Here is a 19,742-nt window from a genome sequence, read left to right as displayed (position 1 = left end):
AAAAGAAAGGTGAAGAATATGACGGAACATAATCAAAAAGGGAAAGAAAACAATAGTGCTTCCAGTAGTCTAGAAAAAATTATAGGTTACATTTATACTTCCTTTGCCTATCTGCTTTGGGGATTTTTAGCATTGTATTGGAACATCTTAGATACAGTCTCCTCCGTAGAAATATTAATTCATCGGATTTTTTGGGGATTTCTTTTTCTATTTTTTATTATGTTCTTTCAGCCGAAAAAGCGATCGATCTTCTTCTCCCTGCTAAAAGATTATCGTTCAAACGTCAAACAATTGATTTATATTTTTGCGGCCACACTATCGATAAGCGCAAATTGGCTTATTTATATATGGGCTGTCAACTTCGGTCATATAATGGAGGCAAGTTTTGGGCTATACATAACCCCTATAGTCAGCATGATGATTGGAGTCCTTGTATTAAAAGACAAAATCAACAAAGGAGCTTGTCTATCCATTATATTGGCTTTTTTAGGGGTGTTAGTTATTACCTATGACTTTGGCAAAATTCCATGGATCGCTGTATCTTTAGCTGCTACTTCAGGAGTATATGGATTGGCGAAAAAATATATCAAGCTTGATACATTAGTCGGAATGTGTTTAGAAACCATGATGGCCACCCCATTCGCTTTGCTTTTGTTCTTGTTTTTACAACGAACCAATAATATATATTTTGGTTCCACCCTTCCTTTAACCTTATTACTAATTGGTGCAGGCATCCTTACTGCGTTACCACTACTATGGTTCACAGAAGGTTCAAAAAGACTTTCCTTAACTACTATCGGATTTTTCCAATATATTACTCCAAGCATCACCTTTCTTTTGGGGTTATTTATATTTAAAAATTCCATCACTTTGACTCAATGGATCTCCTTTGTTTTCATTTGGTTTTCTCTCGCTCTTTTCTCTTTTTCTTCAAGCAATAGTAAAACGACTAAATTTATGAATCGCCTTTATCCCCATGATAATAAAGACCAGAAATTTTATTGAAATTTTCTCTCTATATATTATGGAATGAAAAAGAGATTCGAAATGCACCATAACGACACCTCGAATCTCTTTTATACTTACCGTATCTATTTTAGTTGGCCACAAACTGCAGCCCTACAGCATATTCATTTCTCTTTTTCTTCCGAATCCATTTAACATTTGCAAGACGTTCCATATCCATATCTGGAAAAGAAACCGTAATGATTTGTTCTACCTCAAGGGGGTGCTCTACTTTAATTTGGCAACCAGCCACACTAATATCTACCAACTGAATCGTATATGAATCTTCACGAAATTTGGAGGTTTCTTTATACGATTCTAAAGATGCTGCTACCTCCCTGTTCAGGTTGGATGGCATAAAGTGACCGATGCTTTTCATTTCTTCCCGCAGATGTTGCCGTTTAAACGACTGCGGTATTTTCTTTGATGCTTTTAGAAAACGAAAAACGGTAAAAAGAACATTGGAGCCTTTTTCTTTTTCAATTTGTTTAATGATCGATCCATTGTAGATGAATTTTATGATTTCCTTATACTGATCAATCGATATTCCATCATATTTCAACCCAATTTCCACTCGATCGGTAAATGGCGAAACCCATGTAACTTTGCAAGGAATCATACCAATCGGTTCTATTTCTAGTGTTTGGATACTACCTTCCAGCTGTTTATATTGATCTATTGGCAGCTCAATACGAGCACCTGCATCACTTATATCTTTTAATGCTGCTGCTGCAAGCTTCGTTTCATCATGCAAGGAGACTTGTAATCCTCTTTTTATTAAAAACCGTTCTGAATTTCGAAATCTAGGACGTTCAAAAGCGATGAAAATAGCCATAATTAAACCGACAAAATTAAACAATGTCCAAAAAAGATTAATAATGGTTAAATTCATATTAAAAGAATCAAAAACAAAGTAATCCACTGAAATTTTAACCAGTGCGATAACCGTCATCACAATAAATAGCATATGCGGCATCACAGACATCAGGGCAAAACTTCTAGTATCGGATTGCATGCCTTTTGGCGTCACCTTAAAGTCCAGCCGCTTTTTAAATAGCAGCTCCGATAATACCGAATTAGCAAGGTGCGGAGCCATTGTCATATCATAGATATGGGACCATGTCATACTTCGTTTTCCATTGGAAATGATCCGGAAAGCAAGATATGAGCTTAAAAAAGACGGCAGCCAAAAGACGAATAAAGAAGAAAGGTTCGCATTTAAGCTATGAATGCCAAATAATAAAAACAATAAAGGCGCGAGCATATAAATCATTTTATACACACCAAAAAACCAATAAAGAATGCCATCAAAATATAAAATTCTCTGTATCAAAGATAACCCCGACAAGGTTAATGGATTCCATTTTCTTGCACATTGAATATTGCCTCGACACCAGCGATCCCGCTGCTTTAACATATCGAGCCAGCTTTCCGGCGCCAATCCAACTGCACATACATCACGGACAAAAACGGAACGAAATTTCCGTTGAATCATCATGCCTGTAGCCATATCCTCTGTAATGACTCCCGTGGCAAATCCTCCAATCTCCTCCAAAGCAGTCCGGCGAAAGATGGCATTGCTTCCCACATACATTACAGAATTAAACCGATCTTTCCCAGCCTGTAATGTTCGCATAAAAAAGTCCTGTTCGTTTGGGATATTCGTGTTGGAGAACATATTAAACTGATATGGATCCGCATTATAAAAAGCCTGCGGAGTTTGAACAAACGCTACTTTCTTCTTTTTGAAAAAACCTACTGTTTTTTCTAAAAAGTGTGGAAATGGAACCATATCCGCATCCATTGTGACAATTAGATCTCCCGTAGAATGTGCCATCGCATGATTAAGGTTCCCTGCTTTCGCATGTTTATTGTCAGGACGAATCATATAATGCACCGAGAATTCCTCAGCAAGCTTCTTTATCTCTTTCCTTTTCCCATCATCGCAAATATAGATGTTGAGAAGTTCTTTCGGATATGCTAGATTAGTGCATCCAGCAATTGTCCGCTTTAAGATTGTAGCAGGCTCATTGTAGGTTGCGATAAAAATATCCACAGAAGGAAGCTTATCAAACCCATCCAACGATGATTTCCTTTGAGGAACCGGTTTCCAAAGAAGTATATAAAACACAATAATTTGGAGAAAACCGATTACCTCCGTTACGATCAGCAAAATACCGATTGCTATACTAAATGGATCAGATGAAGGCAAGGTAAAAAACAAACGCCATATGATATAGAGTGCATTTGTAAGTAAACAAATGATAATAAGTGGCTTTTTTACAAGTCCAGTTACTTTACTTCCCAAAAATAATAGGATAATAATGGGCAATATAATAAAAGGATAATAATCATACAAGAAATCAAACATGTGTATTAGTCCCCCTGATGTTGTCCTATATAAAATTATTCTCTTATTATATATTATTATTGCATCTATAACATTATGAAATTATTAGGTGATTACCATTCTTGGAATAAGAAAAAGGAAAATGGTTATGAAAGATTAGGAATAGTAGGCATCAAGAAGAAAATAGCGATTCAGTAAATGATTGAATCTTTATAATGGGACTCAAATAACTACTAAAATGAATACTATGTTTCAATTTACCTTTAATTGGTTAAACCAATAATACTAAATAGGAAGAGGTGGACGGATGAAGGCTAGCGGCTGCTTCATGAGTATTATCATAAGTATTGGATTAACCATTTTGCTTAATATCATTCTTTGGTTCGTATTCGGTTCTCCATTTATCATATTTCGATAAGCACAAGTATTAAAAATAAAATAATCAAGGAAATTTTCAGAGCGAATAAAAACTTTTCATGATAAGACAAAAAGCCTTGCAGAAAAACTACGCAAGGCTTTTATACTTTAAAACAGTGATGGTCAGGCACCCTTCGTTTATGCTTTTACGTAACCCGATTCAGTCCCATTAAGCAACGATTGAAATCTAGAACGAAGATAATGGTATACTCCATCTTCATCGCATGTGAATTCGGTTACGTCAACAGCTAAATCTTTAATGAAATCTGGTGCATTTTTCATCGCCACAGGAAATTTAACAAATTTAAGCATCGGTATATCATTGTTACTATCACCAATTCCCATCGTTTCTTCCTCTGACAAATTAAATCGTTTTAACATCTGTTGAATGCCTGTAGCTTTGTTCACATTCGCAACCATTAATTCAACATTATGATCCGAAGATGTAGAGATAGTAAAGTCTATTTCTTTCTTTAATTGATTTAGTTCATTAATCCATTGATTAATATGCTCCTTCGTTCTTGCAAAGAAATAAAATTTCGAAAATTTCGTTCCCTCTACCTTATCCTTCCAGTCTATGTTTTTTTCTATTGCTTGTTGACGGGACATCCATTCATTAATTCCGACACTATCTGGCTTCGGCTCTCTCATTTCTTCTTCCATATACTGTTTATCTTGTTTTAATGTTATACGAGATGCCTCATATGGGAAAAGCTCATAATAAACCTTACTATTTCTTGCCTTCTCAATAACGGTTTCCACCAATCCAATATCAAGAGAATGTTCGAATAATACTTCATCTCCTACATACCCAGTCATCCCATTCGAAGTAACCATCCCATCCACTTCAAAACCTGGTGGTACTACCTTCTTTATTTCATTAATCGCTCTGCCTGTAGCGATAAAAACGTATATTCCCTTTTTTCGCAAGTCATCAATGATTTCTTTTGTATGAATACTTGCCTCATTATAATGATTTAATATCGTCCCATCCATATCTAAAAAAATTGCCTTAGGCTGCAACACTACTATTCCCCCCTAGTTTTTATAAAGAATTTACTTTCTCCAGTATACACGTTGCCTTTTTTAATCTCCATGTGAAAATTTGTTATTATGGATTTTACTGGATAAAGTAAACTTCCATCAGTGGGGGTTTTTCCTCATCCCCCACTGATGGTTAGTTGCACTTATCGGACCTTTACGGGCAGTTATCCCCCACCTCGATTTCTCGGCATCTTGAGTGAGGTGGGGGTCTTACTGCCCGTTAAGAGTGGGATAAATATACCTCCAAAATATGCGAAAGCGCGGTAGAAACTCTGTGTCTACAATCTTAGACTTAATTAATCTAATCTTCCATCTATTGAGGCTGCCTACAACACCATCCTTAACTTCTCCACCGCCCCCTTCTTCCAGCCCTTAACAGCAGATAGCGAAACATTCTCTTTTTCGGCAATTTCTCTAATGGTCATCTGATGGATGATCGTGTAGATGACCCATTTGGTTTGGCAGTCTGTTAACGGTTTGCACAGTTGTCTAATGGCATATTCTTCTTCCGTATAGAGGCTTGGGCTTTCTATCATCAACCAAAATTCTTCTTCTGGATGCACATGTCTTTCTTGGTCTTTTGTTTGTTTTTTTAATTCATCAACAAATCGTCCCCACATATGTCGGTAGAGGTAGCTGCTGTATTTTCCTTTCTCTGGCTGATAAGTATTGGTTGCTTCCCATATACTAATTAATCCAATCTGAAAGAATTCTCCCTTATTTTTGTAAATAGATAGTTTATTGATCATATGTTGAATCATCGGGGAATACTGTTCGACCAACTCTTCAAAACTAGCAAGTTCCATTTTCCTATCCTTCTAGAAAAGCGCTTTTCTTGTTATTCCTAGGTACGTTCTAAATTACAGGAAAAAGAAAAGACGAGCGAAAGCAGAAACGCTACGTTTAACGGAAAAAGGAGAAAAATAAAACGCAAATTCGCTGTAAACGTAATAAATGGACAGATGAAATTGCAAGAACAGCAAGAAAAAACCTTAAAAAGGAGAAAAAAGTGGTTAAACAAGGTATTTTTAACTAATTGTCACATTTTGTTAACAAATTCATTTCTATAAAATGTAGAAATTTTTCCATTTTATCAGATAATAACTATATAGATAAAAAGAACTATTAATTGGAGGGGAAAAGCTTATGACAATTTCAGTAGGGAAACAAATTAGAGAGGCGAGAAGGAAAAGGAATTTATCATTGGCAAAACTAGCAGAAAAGACGAATATCACACCTAATCATTTAGGAAAAATTGAACGGGGAGAGGTAAAGCCATCCTATCATACTATTAGTGTTTTGTGCATAGTACTCCAGTTTAATCCCTTAGATAGTTTATTAAGAAAAGAGAAAAAAAGGATGAAGTAGATTGTAATGAGTAGGCGTACAAGTAATATTATCTGAATTTTCAAAAATAAATAAACTAACCTATTGCTTTATGTAAACTTTTAGAAATACTTATCCTTTTAACAAGCTAACACTGAAATCTTTTTATCTTAGATCACTAGATCACAAAATACGAACAAAAAAGGAGCTAATATGACCACTATCTTATCCGATTATGATATCAATGAAAAAACAATGGCGCTTTTGCCAGCATTCCATCACGAATACGATACGATTGTATTAGAAGTAAATCAAATACTGTTTGTTAAGCAAACAGCCCTAAAGCTGATTGAAAAAGCTGCCATAAAAGGCGGAGCCGACTACAGAGGTCGTCGAACGTATGTAATTTACCTGCTTGGTGAAAAAAACAAAATTCCGATTCCAATTAACGAGACAAAACAAATTTACGCCTTTCCAACCAAGTCTCCCAGTCATATAAACTGCTCTTGGATTTTCTTCCACCATGTTGAATGCATCCAAAAGCCAAACCATTCTACTCCTAAAGAATTCCGCTCTATCGTTGTTTTTAAAAATGGTCAAGAGCTTCCAATAAAAGAATCTCCGTATACCCTTGATAAACAAATGTACCGAACATGGAAGTGTATCAAGGATTTAGGTGGGGATGATCCTTCCATTTCTATCAGTTGAAAACTTGAGATTTACTTTTTCATCTTTTAACACTATTTTAGTTTTTATTATATTGCTTCTTGTCCTTAAAATAATTCCAATCTATTAACATACAACGATTCATCATTTTTTCAAAAACAAACGCTACAGATTGTGAATTGACTATTTTCCCAATTAAATAATGGAAAAATAGAGGGCTTCTGCCAGCGTATGATAGTGTATCTATCATTTAATCGAGCTGAAAATGAGACGTGCATAGGAAGTAAAACGCCAACTCTGTCCCTTAAGTATTCACTGAACTGTCTAAGAAAAGCACAAGCGCCCTTGCTCATCGACGAAAAAAGCTGGACTGAATCGAGTGAGATAAAGGAAACACGATGAGCGTTAGCGAATCGATTGGATAGGCTTACACTTTTTATCCCACTCTTAACGGGCAAAGACCCCCACCTCGGGGATGCCGAGAAATCGAGGAAGCTAGGTGGTGGATAACTGCACGTAAATATCCGATAAGTTCAACTAACCATCGGTGGGGATGAAGAAAACCCCCGCTGATGGAAAGGTTCACTTTATCGTTATTTATTTTTTCATTTGGATTTCATTTTATATTTTGGGGGAAAATATAATAGCAAAGTTAAATGAAGAATTGTTAAAAAGATAGAATTTGTTTGTTCTAGATGATAGTAATGGAATAAAGAGTTATACTCTCTTGTTAGGAGAGATAACTCTTTATTAAATGAGGAGAGGCATGAAGGTCATTGGGAGTTCATAAGAAAGGGATCTATGTAGGCTATCCTTTCCTATCTCCTAATATATATATTCCTCTTTTTCATCCTCAAGCGGAAAATAATCCGGATATTTCTCTATTATTTCTCTATAAGTGCCGCTATCTTTATTCCTCAGTGGATTGAAGCAAGCTTTATGCGTTAACGTATTACCTATATCCATATTTAGTTCATCCCCTAAACTAAAGGGTTTCCTACATACCGGACAATAAATTAATCGGTCATAGTATTTTAATCGCTTTAGCAACCTAACAGTTAACATATAATCCCTCCTCCTTTTATAAGAAGAGTTCTTGTTCATAGGTGAATATTCCTGTTAGTTCACAAAATGATCATAAAAAATCTTTCTTTTCAATTACTAAAAAGATGCTTCATATAGATAGCTAAATTCCCTAGATATTCTTTTAAAGCTAGATTAACATTGGTTAAGTTAGAAGGAACAAATTTGTTTGCATATAAGCTGCTAGTTAAACTTGCTAAATAATCGGTTGGATATGGTTGAACGGTTATGCCTATTTGGGAAAAATTCTTTACAGATCGATCCATATGAAAGGCTGAAGTTACTAAAATAGGACGTTTGAAACCTTTTTCCAACAATATCTCTTTGGAATTTTGTGCGTTTTCCGCCGTATTTAAGCTTTTATTTTCCACATAAATTTTTTCTGATGGAATCCCTAAACCGATTAATTGTCGTTTGGCAATTTCCGCCTCATTGCCGTAATCTTCGAAAACCTGTCCACCGGAAACAATAATGGGCAAGCCAGTAAGACGATAAAGCCTCGCTGTGGTGATTAAGCGGTTAGCAGCAGATCCTCTTAGCTGTCCTTCCCCATCGATATCTGGTACTCCACTAACGGCGCCAGCACCTAACATAATAATAACATCCCCTTTTATTTCATTAGGCTGTTTATAGTTGTTTTCTAAGGATCTTATTAAAAGATCACCTGTTAATGGGATGGAAAAAATATATACAATGAATGTAAGGAGCAGCATTATTTTAAAGTAAGAAACTTTCTTATAAAAAAACCAAATACTAAGCAATAATAACAATGTTATAAATAATCCTGGAGGAAGCAAAAAGCCATAAATAATTTTTAATAGATATAACAAATGGTACACTTCCTTTTATTTGTAAATATTTTGGTGATTACTCTATTAAATCTATCCTATACTACTTGCTCTATTTTTTATTACTTTATTATAACGAATAGTCCCTATGACCAAAAGTTAGAGTTTTTTATACAGAAGAAGGAGAAATAAACAATTTGTTGAATCATTAGATTTATTTTGTTTGGAAGAGTTTTTCCTAAAAACATATTGTAGAACTAAGACTTTCATCCTTTATCGTGGCATAAGTCCGTCTCTCCATTTAAGAACAAAAGCGCAAGCGCCTTGATCATCGCCGTACAAACTGGAAAGGCTTCGACTGAGATAAAGGAAACACGATGAGCGATAGCGAATCGATGTTGACTTATCGTAGGGAGACGACCTGAAGTTTGATAGGCGATAGGCGCTGGAGCTGGACGCGGACCAAACTGCTAAGTTATCCACAACTCTATCTCGTTTATAATTTCCTAGACGACAATAAAGGAAGAAGTTTCTGGGAATATCCTCAAAATATCCCCAAAAACTTCTTCCTTTTTATAGGCTGTGGTATTTCTTTATAAATATTTTTATCTTCTATCAACAGCTCTGCATTTTCTGTAAATAGGTAGACATAGTCGGTACCAAATACTGCTTCGATTTCGTCGAATGCCTGCCTCACTTTAAAGGTTCGGGTTGTGGTATTATGGGCATCGGATGCGATGAAATGAGTTAAATTCGCTTCGATTAGCTGTTCAGAAAATTGTTTTACCTTTTTGCCAAAGGAACCGCAGACACTTGCTGCTGTTACTTGTGTCAGTGCGCCGTTTTGGACAAGCTTGTACATTAATTCTGGTTTTTCCTGCAGTTCTTTATTTCGCTCAGGATGGACGATAATGGGAATGATGCCTTGTGTCTGGATATCGTATAGCAGTCTTTCTGCATATCTCGGTACAGAAGAGGATGGGAATTCAATAAAAAGATATTTCGTATGGTTCAGTGTCAGTATTTCTCCTTTTTGATAGTCTTCCAATACTTCTCCAAAGATGCGTACTTCTTGTCCCGGCAAGATGGTAAGCGGCATGTTTTCTTGTACAAGCACCTTATTTAACGCTTCAACACCTTGCAAAATCTCTTCTTTTTTGTTGTTGTATTGATTGTTTCGATGATGAGGTGTCGCGACAATCGTTTTAATGCCTTCTTCCGCTGCAGCTTTCGCCATCGCTAAACTATCCTCTATTGTTTTTGCCCCATCATCTATACCGGGCAATATATGACAATGAATATCAATCATTATTCAAGTTCCCCTCCCTTTTTCCTATTATTCTATTATACTATTTATTTTAGAAAAAACGCAGCAAATCTATTTATCCCACACTTAACGAGCAGTAAGACCCCCACCTCGGGGATGCTGAGGAATCGAAGAAGCTAGGTGGGGGATGAAGAACCCCCCCAATGATGGAAAGGTTCACTTTATCGAAGTGATAGTTCGCTGTTGCATAAATGTTAGATTTTTCTTTGTATCATTACTTTATCAATTATATATATATCTTAAAAGTTATTTCAAATAGATGGAAGAAATTCCTTATTGGCTGCTTATTTGGGGAATAAAAGGAGGCCTCAATGCATGGTAAAGCAAAAGAAGCCAACAAGATTCCCTGTCAGCTCCTTTCCTTCTAAAAAATCTTTTTTAACTATTGCTGATGATTTCCTTGCTTCTCATAGGACTGATTTTTGGTGCCTGTCCCCCCATTCATTAAAGCATTACTATACTGGGGGGCAGACTCCAAAATTTATTCTTGATGGGCAAACTCGCGTTGGAATCTAGCATCTTGTAAAATACGTTCCATACGCTCAAAATGCTCTGTCTCATCTACAATCAAATCTTCTAATTTAATAGCCAGCTCTTTTAAGCCCAATTCTTCCGCTTGTTCAATACGAGTTTTATATCGTTGAATCGTATCTTGTTCTGCTTTGCGTGCTTCCATAAGCATATCCTTTAATTCCGTCACTTGTTTAACAGGAGCCGGAGTTGTTGTTGGTGTACCACCATATGTGGAAATTTTTTCAGATAAGTACAGTGCATGACCTTGTTCGTCAGGGATCTCTTTTTCAAAAAATGGTTTGAACATTTCATAGTGAATCCCCTTAATAGTCGCTGCATAATATGTATATTGAATAACAGCAGCATACTCATTAGCAAGATCTATATTTAAATCATCGATCAGCTCTTTCATTTTTTGTTCCATAAAAAAATCACCCTTTCGTTTTTCTATATTTAATAAGTACCCGTTATAAAAAGGGATAAACATTGAAGCTGGTTCCCCGGTACATTCAAGCATCACCGTACTAGGAGGGCAGACTCCAAAATCAGAACCACTTACTCCCTTTGCATGATCGTATTTTCCCCATAGCCCCTGTTCAGAACAACACGTATACATATAGCCAAATTTGCCAATTGCAAAAGCAGGTAAATATTGTATTAATTGATTTTGTATTGACAGGACCTAATAAATCACTTATTATCTTTGATGTTATAATGAATACGCTTTGAGTGGGAGTAGTAAAAGATTGATTCGTTAGGTTAAGAGAGCTGCGGGGTGGTGAAACGCAGTCCAATGACACTTTGAACTTGTCCAGGAGCGGTAAATTAGTAAAAGATAAATAAAAGCCTTTGTTTTCTTTTCCTAATTTAACGGTTTACCTTCGTTACAAGGTATTAGTATAGTTACATGTACTAGTAAAGGTGAATTCTAATGCGTTAGAATTAATAAGAGTGGTACCGCGGTAAGTTAAATCTCATCGTCTCTTATCTTATATTTATATATATATAAGATAAGAGACGATTTTTTTTTGGAGGGAGAAAGAAATTGAGTACACAACAAGACAAGACATTAAAACGCACAATGACTACACGGCATATTATGATGATGGCATTGGGCGGTGCAATCGGAGCAGGATTATTTAAAGGAAGCAGTGTAGCAGTCGATATGGCTGGTCCAGCTGTATTACTTGCTTACCTCTTAGGAGGAATGATCTTGCTTTTCATTATGCAAGGCATCGCTGATATGACAATTAAAAATAGACAAGCAAGAACATTTCATGATCTTATTAAACCAGCCATTGGATCCTACCCAGCTTATTTCTTAGACTGGATTTATTGGAAAATGTGGGTATTAAACATTGCGGCAGAAGCGATCGTTGCTGCTTTATTTTTACAATACTGGTTTCCTCAGTACCCTATTTGGGCATTAGCTCTCATTATTTCGGTTGCTGTTACGATAGTAAATTTATTATCGGTAAAAATATTTGCAGAAACAGAATATTGGCTAGCTCTTCTTAAAATCAGTGTCATTATTATTTTTATTATTGCAGGTTTATTTTTAATGTTTATTACTACCGGCAGCCATGAAGCGGTTGGTGTATCTAATTTAACAAAACATGGTGGATTTTTCCCGAATGGAATAGGCGGTTTAGTTACTGCCATGTTAGTCGTTATTTATTCATACGGTGGAACTGAATTGATTGGAGTGACATTAGGGGAAACGAAAAACCCGGAAAAGGTAATACCAAAAGCTGCTCGTGGCACATTAACACGAATTGTCGCTTTCTATCTATTGCCATTCTTTATTATTGTCAGCCTTATTCCTTGGAATCAGGTAAATAAGGCAGCAGAAAGCCCTTTTGTTACAGTCTTTCATTTATTAGGCATTCCTTACGCGGCTGATATTATGAATGGTGTTATCTTATTAGCACTTATTTCATCCATGAATTCTGGATTGTATGCCTCATCCCGCGTTATTTATACACAATCAGTAGATGGCACTATTGCCAAGATATTCAGTAAGTTATCGATAAAAAAAGTACCAACCTATGCAATTTTACTATGTACTTCTTCTCTTTATATCGGTGTATTAATTTCTATTATTGCAGGGGAAAATACATTTAATTACTTAATGGGGTCATTAGGCTATACCGTTCTTTTCATTTGGTTAATCATTGCCACGGCTCATTTTAAATCAAGGATGAAACAGAATAGTACGGAGAAAAGGAAATTCCCAATCACTACCCTTATCGCCATTATTTTCTTGTTGGCCATATTAGTTGGTGTTATTATGACAACAAAAATAATGATTACCTTCATTACACTAACAATCTATTTAGTAATTACTGCTTTTTATTTTATAAAAAAGAAATAACAAAAAACGATACAAGTACTTATAGCGATTCTTTAAGTGCTTGTAGCTATATAAACGTCAAATAGTCCCCACCTCCACATCCGGCTGGGGGCTATTTGACGTTTACTCATCAGCAGGGAGAGTCATAAGGAGTCGTGATGTTAAAGTCAAAAGTCCTTCTTACAACATACTAATTATTATGTTTATCATTTTGCAGTGCTTGTCGCCATTGTTTTTCACTATCGCTCTAGTAAAATACCAATTATTAACTGTAAATAATTGCAATAATTTTTACAGAGGTTTACAATTAATGCGGTAGTACATCCTACATATAGACGGGGGTTTTATTATGACCAAAGTAGCAATTATAACAGGATCTGCAGGTGGACTTGGGAAGGGAATAGCTAAACTCTTAGCTAAAAACGACTTTAGAGTAGTACTTCACGATATTAATAATGAGTTACTTCAGTCTGCTTTAGAAGAATTTAAATCGGAAGGCTTTGAAGCAATCGCTGTTGCAGGTGATGTTTCAAAACGCGAGGATCAATTCCAATTAGTTTCAAAAGCGGTAGAACAATTCGGAAGATTAGATGTATTTGTCAACAATGCCGGCATCGATGCCGTTACCCCACTATTAGAAATTGATGAAAAACAATTAAATCGTTTATTTTCCATAAATGTTAATGGGGTAGTATTTGGAACACAAGCCGCGGCTCAACAATTTATTAAACAAGGGTCAAAAGGGAAAATTATTAATGCTTGCAGTATTGCAGGGCATGAATCATTTGAAATGCTAGGCACTTACTCCGCTACCAAACATGCTGTAAAATCATTTACACATGTTTCTGCAAAAGAACTAGCGAAGCATCAGATTACAGTAAATGCTTACTGCCCTGGTATTGCTAAAACAAAAATGTGGGATCGTATTGACGAAGAGATGGTAAAATACGATAAAAACCTAAAACCTGGTGAAGCATTTGAAAAATACTCAAGCGGTATTGCTTTAGGTCGTTATCAAACACCAGAAGATGTAGCGAATCTTGTCAATTTCCTAGCTTCAGATGCATCCGATTATATTACAGGTCAAGCTATCTTAACGGATGGTGGTTTAGTTTATAGATAAAATTCAACTAACCACCAGTGAAGGTTTTTCTTCATCCAACACTGATGGTTAGCTGAACCAATGAATGCTACAGATGAGGTAGCATGGGCAATAAAAACCTACCATCGCATCATACGAAATCCGCACGTCCATCTGCACTTGTCAATCCTTCAAACCTTTTAATCCACTATTTAAAATCCACTAGCTTGCTAAACTTTCATTCGTTGTTTCTATGCTTTTCTTTATTCTGATCTTGCCAGCAAAACCTCCTAGTATTTCTTGTAGGAGAGTATCGCATAGAAAGAAAGGACGCCCTAGATGGGGATGGGGTGAAGATTATATCTTTTTCAGCAGTGACACCCCGAAGCTCCTCAAAATTTGTTGAAGATTCATAGATTGTAAGTGCAACTGCTGAATTGTTGTGTTTGTTTGTTTCTTATTGAATTTTTGTTATCCTAGTCCTTAAAATTTGCAGAGAAAGGCAATTACAACTATTAATTCCTTTGTCTTTTTTTGAGGGTCTGACCCATAGACAAAAAAGAACAAAAAGAAAGAAGCACAACAATTAAGCTGTTGCACTTCTCGTAAATGAAAATTCGATACTTTGGATAGTCCCTATGACCTTGTGTTACTCTGCTGGAAACAATTCTGTTGATAAATATCTTTCACCTGTATCAGGTAGTAGGACGACAATTGTTTTGCCTGCATTTTCTGGTCGTTTTGCGATTTGAACGGCTGCAAATGCTGCTGCACCTGATGAAATACCTACAATTAGGCCTTCATTTCTTGCTAATTGCTTAGCTGTTTCAAAAGCATCCTCATTTGAAACAGTATAAATTTCATCTACTACAGATCGATTGAAATTATCTGGTACAAAGCCTGGTCCAATTCCTTGAATTTTATGTGGAGCCTTTGAACCACCAGATAGAACTGGAGAGCTAGAAGGTTCTACTGCAATAACTTGCACAGAACTTTTTTTCGATTTTAACACTTCTCCTACTCCACTAATCGTACCACCTGTTCCTACTCCACCTACAAAAATGTCTACTTCTCCATTTGTATCTTTCCAAATTTCTTCTGCTGTTGTTTTTTTATGAATTTCTGGGTTGGCTGGATTCTTAAATTGTTGAGGAATATAAGAATTAGGAGTTTCCGCAGCCAATTCTTCTGCCTTTTTAATCGCACCAGGCATACCATCAGCTGCTGGTGTTAAAACTAGCTCCGCCCCTAAAGCAATAAGTAATTTTCGACGTTCAATACTAAAGCTTTCAGGAAGGGTAATAATGAGTTTGTACCCCAATGCTGCTGCTGCAAATGCTAAGGCAACGCCAGTGTTACCACTTGTAGGTTCAATAATAACCGAATCTTTATTAATTAACCCCTTCTCTTCTGCATCTTTAATCAGCGCAAGTCCAATTCTATCTTTTACACTTCCAGCGGGATTAAAATACTCTAATTTGGCAATAATTCTAGCTCCAACATTGTTCGTTTCATTAAATTTCACAAGCTCTAGCAAAGGTGTATTCCCAATAAGCTGAGTTAAATTAGTCGCAACATTTTCTAGTTTAGTTACCATTTTCATTCCTCCAACAATTTTAATCCCGATTTACCTTATCGGATAAATAAACTTTACTACTATTTGGGAAAAAAAACAAGTATGAGTTTTTAAAATTTTTTATGTTCTTTCACAGTGACGTCCCGAATATTACCGAAACTTATCGAAGGTTGATAGATTGCAAGTACAATAGTTGGATTATCGTTGTGCTTGGTTGTTTTTTATTAAACTTTTATCATCCTAGTCCCCAAAAGCTCTGATTTCAGCCCCTCATCGAATCAGAATTCACCATTGCATCAAACTCTTTCCACTTCCTGGCGGGCCACTCATAAGTACATTATGCTCCCCAGCAGCAGCAATTTCTAGTGCTCGTTTCGCTTGTTCATGCCCGATCACATGACAGAAATCCTTTTGATGAGAGTCAACATTTTGTGACAGTTGCTCGATTGGAGAGGCACAGGGATGCAAGAATAAACTTTCTTGACCTTCGATCTGCTGGGAATACTAGAAACTTTAACAATCATACATCCGCCTCCAATTTAAAATTTTTAAATAACAGCAACATAAGAAGTAGGATTCATTTAAAATAAATACATGGAGATAAAAAATAAAGAGGAAATCCATTGAGGTTTAAAACAGGAGCGTTCCCTTTTAGAACATAGGAACGAAAAACACTACTATTCTACAAAATAAGCCAAAATCCTGCCATGACATTACAAAAAATGGATTAAAGAAAGAAGCACAACAAATCCAACTATCGCACTTCTAATCTATCAATATTCGACAAATCTCGAGGCACTTCGGGTCGTCACTGTGACCTAATCTTAATATTTCTAGCACGATTTGAGATTTAAACTCTGGTGTATACCGATTTCTTTTTGTCATAAACCTACTTTAGCATCTCCTTATTTCGTGTCTAGATTTATGGGTCCATTATACTTCTTTCTTAGAGCACTATTGTCTAAACCATCCTTTCATTTATTTCTTATTTATATTATTCCGATAGGGTTAGTATAAATCATCATTCTTCCATTGTATAATCAGCATTATTAAAGTTACACTTTAATAATTCTCATACAAAAGTCTGGAGCCTGCCCCCCATCGCATTAAAGCATCACCGTAGTGGGGGGCAGGCTCCAGAACCATATATTATTATCTATTTATAGCGAACAGAACCGCCGTTTACTGGGAATTCTGCGCCGTTTACATAGGCAGCTTTATTGGATGCTAAAAAGAGTATAACATTTGCAACTTCTTCTGGTTTTCCAATAGAACCGCGGGGAATTTTACGAACTTCTTTTGCAAAATAAGAGACCGCTTCTTCCCGTTCTTTATTAAATTTCTCAGCTAACATATCTACCATGCCGCCTGGTTTGTTCCACATGCTTGTTCTTGTTGGACCAGGTGATACAACGTTAACACGTATTTCATCACCAAATTCATTGGCAAGTGCTTGTGTTAAATTTAACACGGCCGCCTTACTGGCACTATAATCGATTGCAAAGTCATCAGGTACGTGTCCGCTTTCTGATGCAATATTAACAATGCTTGCTCCTGCTTGTTTTCGTAAATATGGAATAGCTTCTTTTGTTAGTCGTGCAACAGCAAAAACATTTGTTGCAAATGTTTTTTCCCAATCTTCATCGGTTACATCTAAAAAACTTTCTTTATAGATGGCAATGCCTGCTATATTGGCAAGAATATCAATTTTTCCAAAATGTTTAATAGCAGCATCTATTAATTTTTTACTCTCATTTTCCTTTGTTAAGTCGATTGCTAGTGGAAGAAAAGTATCGCTATTTGCTAAATCCTTTATATCGTCTACATTTAAGCTGGCAGCTACCACTTTTACCCCTTCTTGTAATAATGCCTTTGTCGTAGCAAGACCAATTCCATCATTTGCGCCTGTTACAATAGCGACCTTATCTTGTAAACCATAACTCATATCGTTTCCATCCCCTTTAAATGTTCATCTCTAATGCATGTTTCCTGTTATCAGAGTAAATAAACATATTGTGGGAATTTGCTTACTTAATTGCACCCATAACTATTATCAATCTTCTTTCTCTTCTTCTATTCTTCCATATGTATATCGTGTTCTCCTAGATAAATAGGACCGTTTGCATGGTCAATTCTGATGGGCCATTCATATGGAACTGCTAAGCGTCTTGCAACACCTCTCCAAAATCTAATTGACTCCGTTTCAAAGTCTTGAAACTCTTTTAACAGTTCTTTATAAGACACACCATCAAATTGTATATTCATTTCTTGTAATCGCATGAAAGCCGTATATCTAATTTCAAGCTCTGCTGCCTTTTCCATCTCTTCTTCCGTTGCCTCCCCAATAATGGTTCCTGGAGGGGGTAAAATAGCATATATATTATCTACTTCAGCTTCAGTTTCTTGTGCGGAAATCATTTTATTTAGAATCCGATTAAACATAAATTCAACTCCTAATAGTAAGTATATTTTATATATTAGACTGTTTTTACTCCAATCTAATTCCATACTCAACTAGCTTAACCCTATTATAACATGCGGAAAATAAGCTACCATAAAGCAGTATACATTTTAATTTGGGAGCCTAATTTGGGAGCCTGACCCCCAGTACGGTGATGCTTTAATGCATTGGGGGTCAGGCTCCTAAATTCTAGGAGAGGATGGTTTTTTGCTTACATAACTCGGCGGGAATACCACCCGCTATATGGTGCGACATTGCTCAGTCGCTCTCACTGTGACCTAAAGTTAGTCCATAGCTCCGTTCATTGAAATGTTTATCCTATCTAGGTCTAGTACTGGATTATTCGAGAAAATAATCTTGAACACAAAAAGAAATAACCATCATCCTATATCAGAAACATGGTTATTCCTATTTTTGTCCTCCCAAGAGAGACAAATTATCCAATTGTCTTTGCTAGGGGTCTGCCCCCATAGCCTTTCTTTTTTTCTTTATATCATTGATTGTGTCCATTTTGTTTTTTCAGGCTCTGTTTCGATCAGAACTTCCCCGTTCTTAAATACAAATCTGCATTTAGGCTGACGAAAGAAAAGATCCCTAATATTCTTTACAGGGTAGGAAACGAATGTAGCTGGTAATCCTATTTTTATTCCATATGTCTCTTTAATAGAAAATGCATCAGCGCCATTAGACGTTATCATATGATAGATATGAGTTAATTCTTCACTTCCTGTCATATGGGCTAAATGAATCGCCATATGGGCTGCCTGCAGTATATTCCCATTTCCAAAAGGATAAAAAGGCGTTTGTATGTCATCATGGGCGATGCAGACATTTATTCCTCCTTCTGTTAACTCTTTAATTCTTGTAATACCTCTTCCCTTCGGATGGGCATCCATTCTTCCTTGCATAGTGCTATTAATCAAAGGGCAGCATACAATAGTAAGCTTTGCTTTTTTCACTAATGACATAACTTTTTGCGCATACGCATCCGAATAATAAAGCAGGGCATTTGCATGGCTAGCGGCAACTCTTCCCTCCATCTGCTCTTTTATTGTTATACTTGCAACTACTTCTAAAAAACGAGAATGTTCATCATCAGTCTCGTCACAGAAAATATGTACGTCCTTCCCATATTCCTTTGCCACTGAAAATGCAAATTCCAAAGATTTTACTCCATCCTCTCTTGTATACTCAAGATGTGGAACAGCACTTACAGCATCAGCGCCTCGTTTTACTGCTTCGATAAGTCTTTCTCTATTAGCAGAACAGGAAATCAACCCATCTTGAGGAAACGCAATAACTTGCAAATCAACAAAAGGCTGAAGTTGTTTTTTCAAATCCAAAAGTGCAGTTAATGCCGTTAAATTGGGATCAGAAATATCAACAGCAGCTCTAATATGCAATGCACCATATTCCATGAGCATTTTTATAGCCGCAGCGGCTCTTTTTTTGACATCATCCTCCCTTAAAGATTGCTTTCTTTTTGACCAAATTTCAATTGCTTCACTTAAGGTGCCGCTATTATTAGAAGTTGATTCGCCTGCTGTCAGCACTGTATCTAAATGTGTATGCATTTCTACTAAAGGAGGCACGAGTAAACTTCCCTCTAAATCAAATTCTTCCTTTCCAATAAGCTGCTCTGTTGAAATAGATGCAATGACACCATCTATAATACCGATATTCAAAAGATCCTTTTGAAGTGGCAGCTGAGCATTTTTTATTACTTTCTCAAACATATATTTGACACCGAAC

Annotated in this window: 17 protein-coding genes and 1 other annotated feature; of the genes, 5 read left to right on the top strand and 12 right to left on the bottom strand. The window is 36.2% G+C overall.

Annotation, left to right across the window (positions count from 1 at the left end; genetic code table 11):
- Positions 1-18: 18 nt before the first annotated feature.
- Positions 19-1,005 (top strand): EamA family transporter RarD, encoded by a 987-nt coding sequence (rarD, locus tag ACTYBU_RS17935; protein WP_445491803.1) that lies wholly within the window; start codon positions 19-21, stop codon positions 1,003-1,005.
- A gap of 91 nt (positions 1,006-1,096) precedes the next feature.
- Here rarD and ACTYBU_RS17930 read toward each other — a convergent pair whose 3' ends face one another.
- From ACTYBU_RS17930 to ACTYBU_RS17920, 3 genes are all read right to left on the bottom strand, one after another.
- Positions 1,097-3,376 (bottom strand): glycosyltransferase, encoded by a 2,280-nt coding sequence (locus ACTYBU_RS17930; RefSeq protein WP_445491801.1) that lies wholly within the window; start codon positions 3,374-3,376, stop codon positions 1,097-1,099.
- Positions 3,377-3,910: 534 nt separating this feature from the next.
- On the bottom strand, positions 3,911-4,804 hold the full coding sequence (locus ACTYBU_RS17925) for an HAD family hydrolase (RefSeq protein ID WP_445491838.1): 894 nt from the start codon (positions 4,802-4,804) through the stop codon (positions 3,911-3,913).
- Between the two features lie 338 nt (positions 4,805-5,142).
- Positions 5,143-5,622, bottom strand: a complete 480-nt coding sequence (locus ACTYBU_RS17920; protein ID WP_445491799.1) for a sigma-70 family RNA polymerase sigma factor — start codon at positions 5,620-5,622, stop codon at positions 5,143-5,145.
- Positions 5,623-5,962: 340 nt separating this feature from the next.
- Here ACTYBU_RS17920 and ACTYBU_RS17915 point away from each other — a divergent pair, with 340 nt between their 5' ends.
- Positions 5,963-6,184, top strand: coding sequence for a helix-turn-helix domain-containing protein (locus ACTYBU_RS17915; protein ID WP_445491797.1), 222 nt, complete (start codon positions 5,963-5,965; stop codon positions 6,182-6,184).
- A 171-nt stretch (positions 6,185-6,355) separates the two neighbouring features.
- Positions 6,356-6,850 (top strand): competence protein ComK, encoded by a 495-nt coding sequence (locus ACTYBU_RS17910; RefSeq protein WP_445491796.1) that lies wholly within the window; start codon positions 6,356-6,358, stop codon positions 6,848-6,850.
- Between the two features lie 783 nt (positions 6,851-7,633).
- Here the strand turns inward: ACTYBU_RS17910 and ACTYBU_RS17905 are convergent.
- The 4 genes from ACTYBU_RS17905 to ACTYBU_RS17890 all read right to left on the bottom strand — a co-directional run bounded on the left by ACTYBU_RS17905 (position 7,634) and on the right by ACTYBU_RS17890 (position 10,943).
- Positions 7,634-7,873, bottom strand: coding sequence for a hypothetical protein (locus tag ACTYBU_RS17905; RefSeq protein WP_445491795.1), 240 nt, complete (start codon positions 7,871-7,873; stop codon positions 7,634-7,636).
- A gap of 89 nt (positions 7,874-7,962) precedes the next feature.
- On the bottom strand, positions 7,963-8,721 hold the full coding sequence (locus ACTYBU_RS17900; RefSeq protein WP_445491793.1) for a YdcF family protein: 759 nt from the start codon (positions 8,719-8,721) through the stop codon (positions 7,963-7,965).
- Between the two features lie 502 nt (positions 8,722-9,223).
- Positions 9,224-9,988, bottom strand: a complete 765-nt coding sequence (locus ACTYBU_RS17895) for a tyrosine-protein phosphatase (RefSeq protein WP_445491792.1) — start codon at positions 9,986-9,988, stop codon at positions 9,224-9,226.
- A gap of 499 nt (positions 9,989-10,487) precedes the next feature.
- Positions 10,488-10,943 (bottom strand): ferritin-like domain-containing protein, encoded by a 456-nt coding sequence (locus ACTYBU_RS17890; RefSeq protein WP_445491790.1) that lies wholly within the window; start codon positions 10,941-10,943, stop codon positions 10,488-10,490.
- A gap of 292 nt (positions 10,944-11,235) precedes the next feature.
- Positions 11,236-11,507 (top strand) — a binding site (T-box leader).
- A 93-nt stretch (positions 11,508-11,600) separates the two neighbouring features.
- Here ACTYBU_RS17890 and ACTYBU_RS17885 point away from each other — a divergent pair.
- Both ACTYBU_RS17885 and ACTYBU_RS17880 read left to right on the top strand, forming a co-directional pair.
- Complete coding sequence (locus tag ACTYBU_RS17885) at positions 11,601-12,893, top strand: amino acid permease (protein WP_445491836.1); 1,293 nt, start codon at positions 11,601-11,603, stop codon at positions 12,891-12,893.
- 328 nt (positions 12,894-13,221) lie between these two features.
- Positions 13,222-13,995 (top strand): acetoin reductase, encoded by a 774-nt coding sequence (locus ACTYBU_RS17880; protein ID WP_445491789.1) that lies wholly within the window; start codon positions 13,222-13,224, stop codon positions 13,993-13,995.
- Between the two features lie 607 nt (positions 13,996-14,602).
- Here ACTYBU_RS17880 and cysK read toward each other — a convergent pair.
- The 5 genes from cysK to ACTYBU_RS17855 form a co-directional block, all read right to left on the bottom strand.
- A complete protein-coding gene (gene cysK, locus ACTYBU_RS17875) occupies positions 14,603-15,550 on the bottom strand; it encodes a cysteine synthase A (protein WP_445491788.1) in 948 nt (315 codons plus the stop codon).
- Positions 15,551-15,814: 264 nt separating this feature from the next.
- Complete coding sequence (locus ACTYBU_RS17870; protein WP_445491786.1) at positions 15,815-15,925, bottom strand: ATP-binding protein; 111 nt, start codon at positions 15,923-15,925, stop codon at positions 15,815-15,817.
- A gap of 760 nt (positions 15,926-16,685) precedes the next feature.
- A complete protein-coding gene (locus ACTYBU_RS17865; RefSeq protein ID WP_445491785.1) occupies positions 16,686-17,474 on the bottom strand; it encodes an SDR family NAD(P)-dependent oxidoreductase in 789 nt (262 codons plus the stop codon).
- A 128-nt stretch (positions 17,475-17,602) separates the two neighbouring features.
- Positions 17,603-17,947 carry a hypothetical protein gene (locus ACTYBU_RS17860; RefSeq protein WP_445491834.1) on the bottom strand — a complete coding sequence of 115 codons (345 nt, stop codon included), beginning with the start codon at positions 17,945-17,947 and terminating at the stop codon, positions 17,603-17,605.
- A gap of 531 nt (positions 17,948-18,478) precedes the next feature.
- On the bottom strand, positions 18,479-19,726 hold the full coding sequence (locus ACTYBU_RS17855; RefSeq protein ID WP_445491784.1) for an amidohydrolase family protein: 1,248 nt from the start codon (positions 19,724-19,726) through the stop codon (positions 18,479-18,481).
- Positions 19,727-19,742 lie beyond the last annotated feature (16 nt).

It is taken from the genome of Niallia sp. 03133 (genome assembly GCF_052663225.1).
The sequence above is the reverse complement of the archived record's forward strand: the minus strand, read 5'-3'. Positions and strand labels throughout refer to the sequence as shown.

Excerpts from the sequence above, each read along its gene's own strand:
- cysK (WP_445491788.1), bottom strand. The coding sequence starts at position 15,550 with ATGGTAACTAAACTAGAAAATGTTGCGACTAATTTAACTCAGCTTATT.
- ACTYBU_RS17885 (WP_445491836.1), top strand. The coding sequence starts at position 11,601 with ATGACTACACGGCATATTATGATGATGGCATTGGGCGGTGCAATCGGA.
- ACTYBU_RS17880 (WP_445491789.1), top strand. The coding sequence starts at position 13,222 with ATGACCAAAGTAGCAATTATAACAGGATCTGCAGGTGGACTTGGGAAG.
- ACTYBU_RS17910 (WP_445491796.1), top strand. The coding sequence starts at position 6,356 with ATGACCACTATCTTATCCGATTATGATATCAATGAAAAAACAATGGCG.
- ACTYBU_RS17905 (WP_445491795.1), bottom strand. The coding sequence starts at position 7,873 with ATGTTAACTGTTAGGTTGCTAAAGCGATTAAAATACTATGACCGATTA.
- ACTYBU_RS17895 (WP_445491792.1), bottom strand. The coding sequence starts at position 9,988 with ATGATTGATATTCATTGTCATATATTGCCCGGTATAGATGATGGGGCA.
- ACTYBU_RS17920 (WP_445491799.1), bottom strand. The coding sequence starts at position 5,622 with ATGGAACTTGCTAGTTTTGAAGAGTTGGTCGAACAGTATTCCCCGATG.
- ACTYBU_RS17890 (WP_445491790.1), bottom strand. The coding sequence starts at position 10,943 with ATGGAACAAAAAATGAAAGAGCTGATCGATGATTTAAATATAGATCTT.
- ACTYBU_RS17915 (WP_445491797.1), top strand. The coding sequence starts at position 5,963 with ATGACAATTTCAGTAGGGAAACAAATTAGAGAGGCGAGAAGGAAAAGG.
- ACTYBU_RS17855 (WP_445491784.1), bottom strand. The coding sequence starts at position 19,726 with ATGTTTGAGAAAGTAATAAAAAATGCTCAGCTGCCACTTCAAAAGGAT.
- ACTYBU_RS17860 (WP_445491834.1), bottom strand. The coding sequence starts at position 17,947 with ATGATTTCCGCACAAGAAACTGAAGCTGAAGTAGATAATATATATGCT.
- ACTYBU_RS17930 (WP_445491801.1), bottom strand. The coding sequence starts at position 3,376 with ATGTTTGATTTCTTGTATGATTATTATCCTTTTATTATATTGCCCATT.
- rarD (WP_445491803.1), top strand. The coding sequence starts at position 19 with ATGACGGAACATAATCAAAAAGGGAAAGAAAACAATAGTGCTTCCAGT.
- ACTYBU_RS17865 (WP_445491785.1), bottom strand. The coding sequence starts at position 17,474 with ATGAGTTATGGTTTACAAGATAAGGTCGCTATTGTAACAGGCGCAAAT.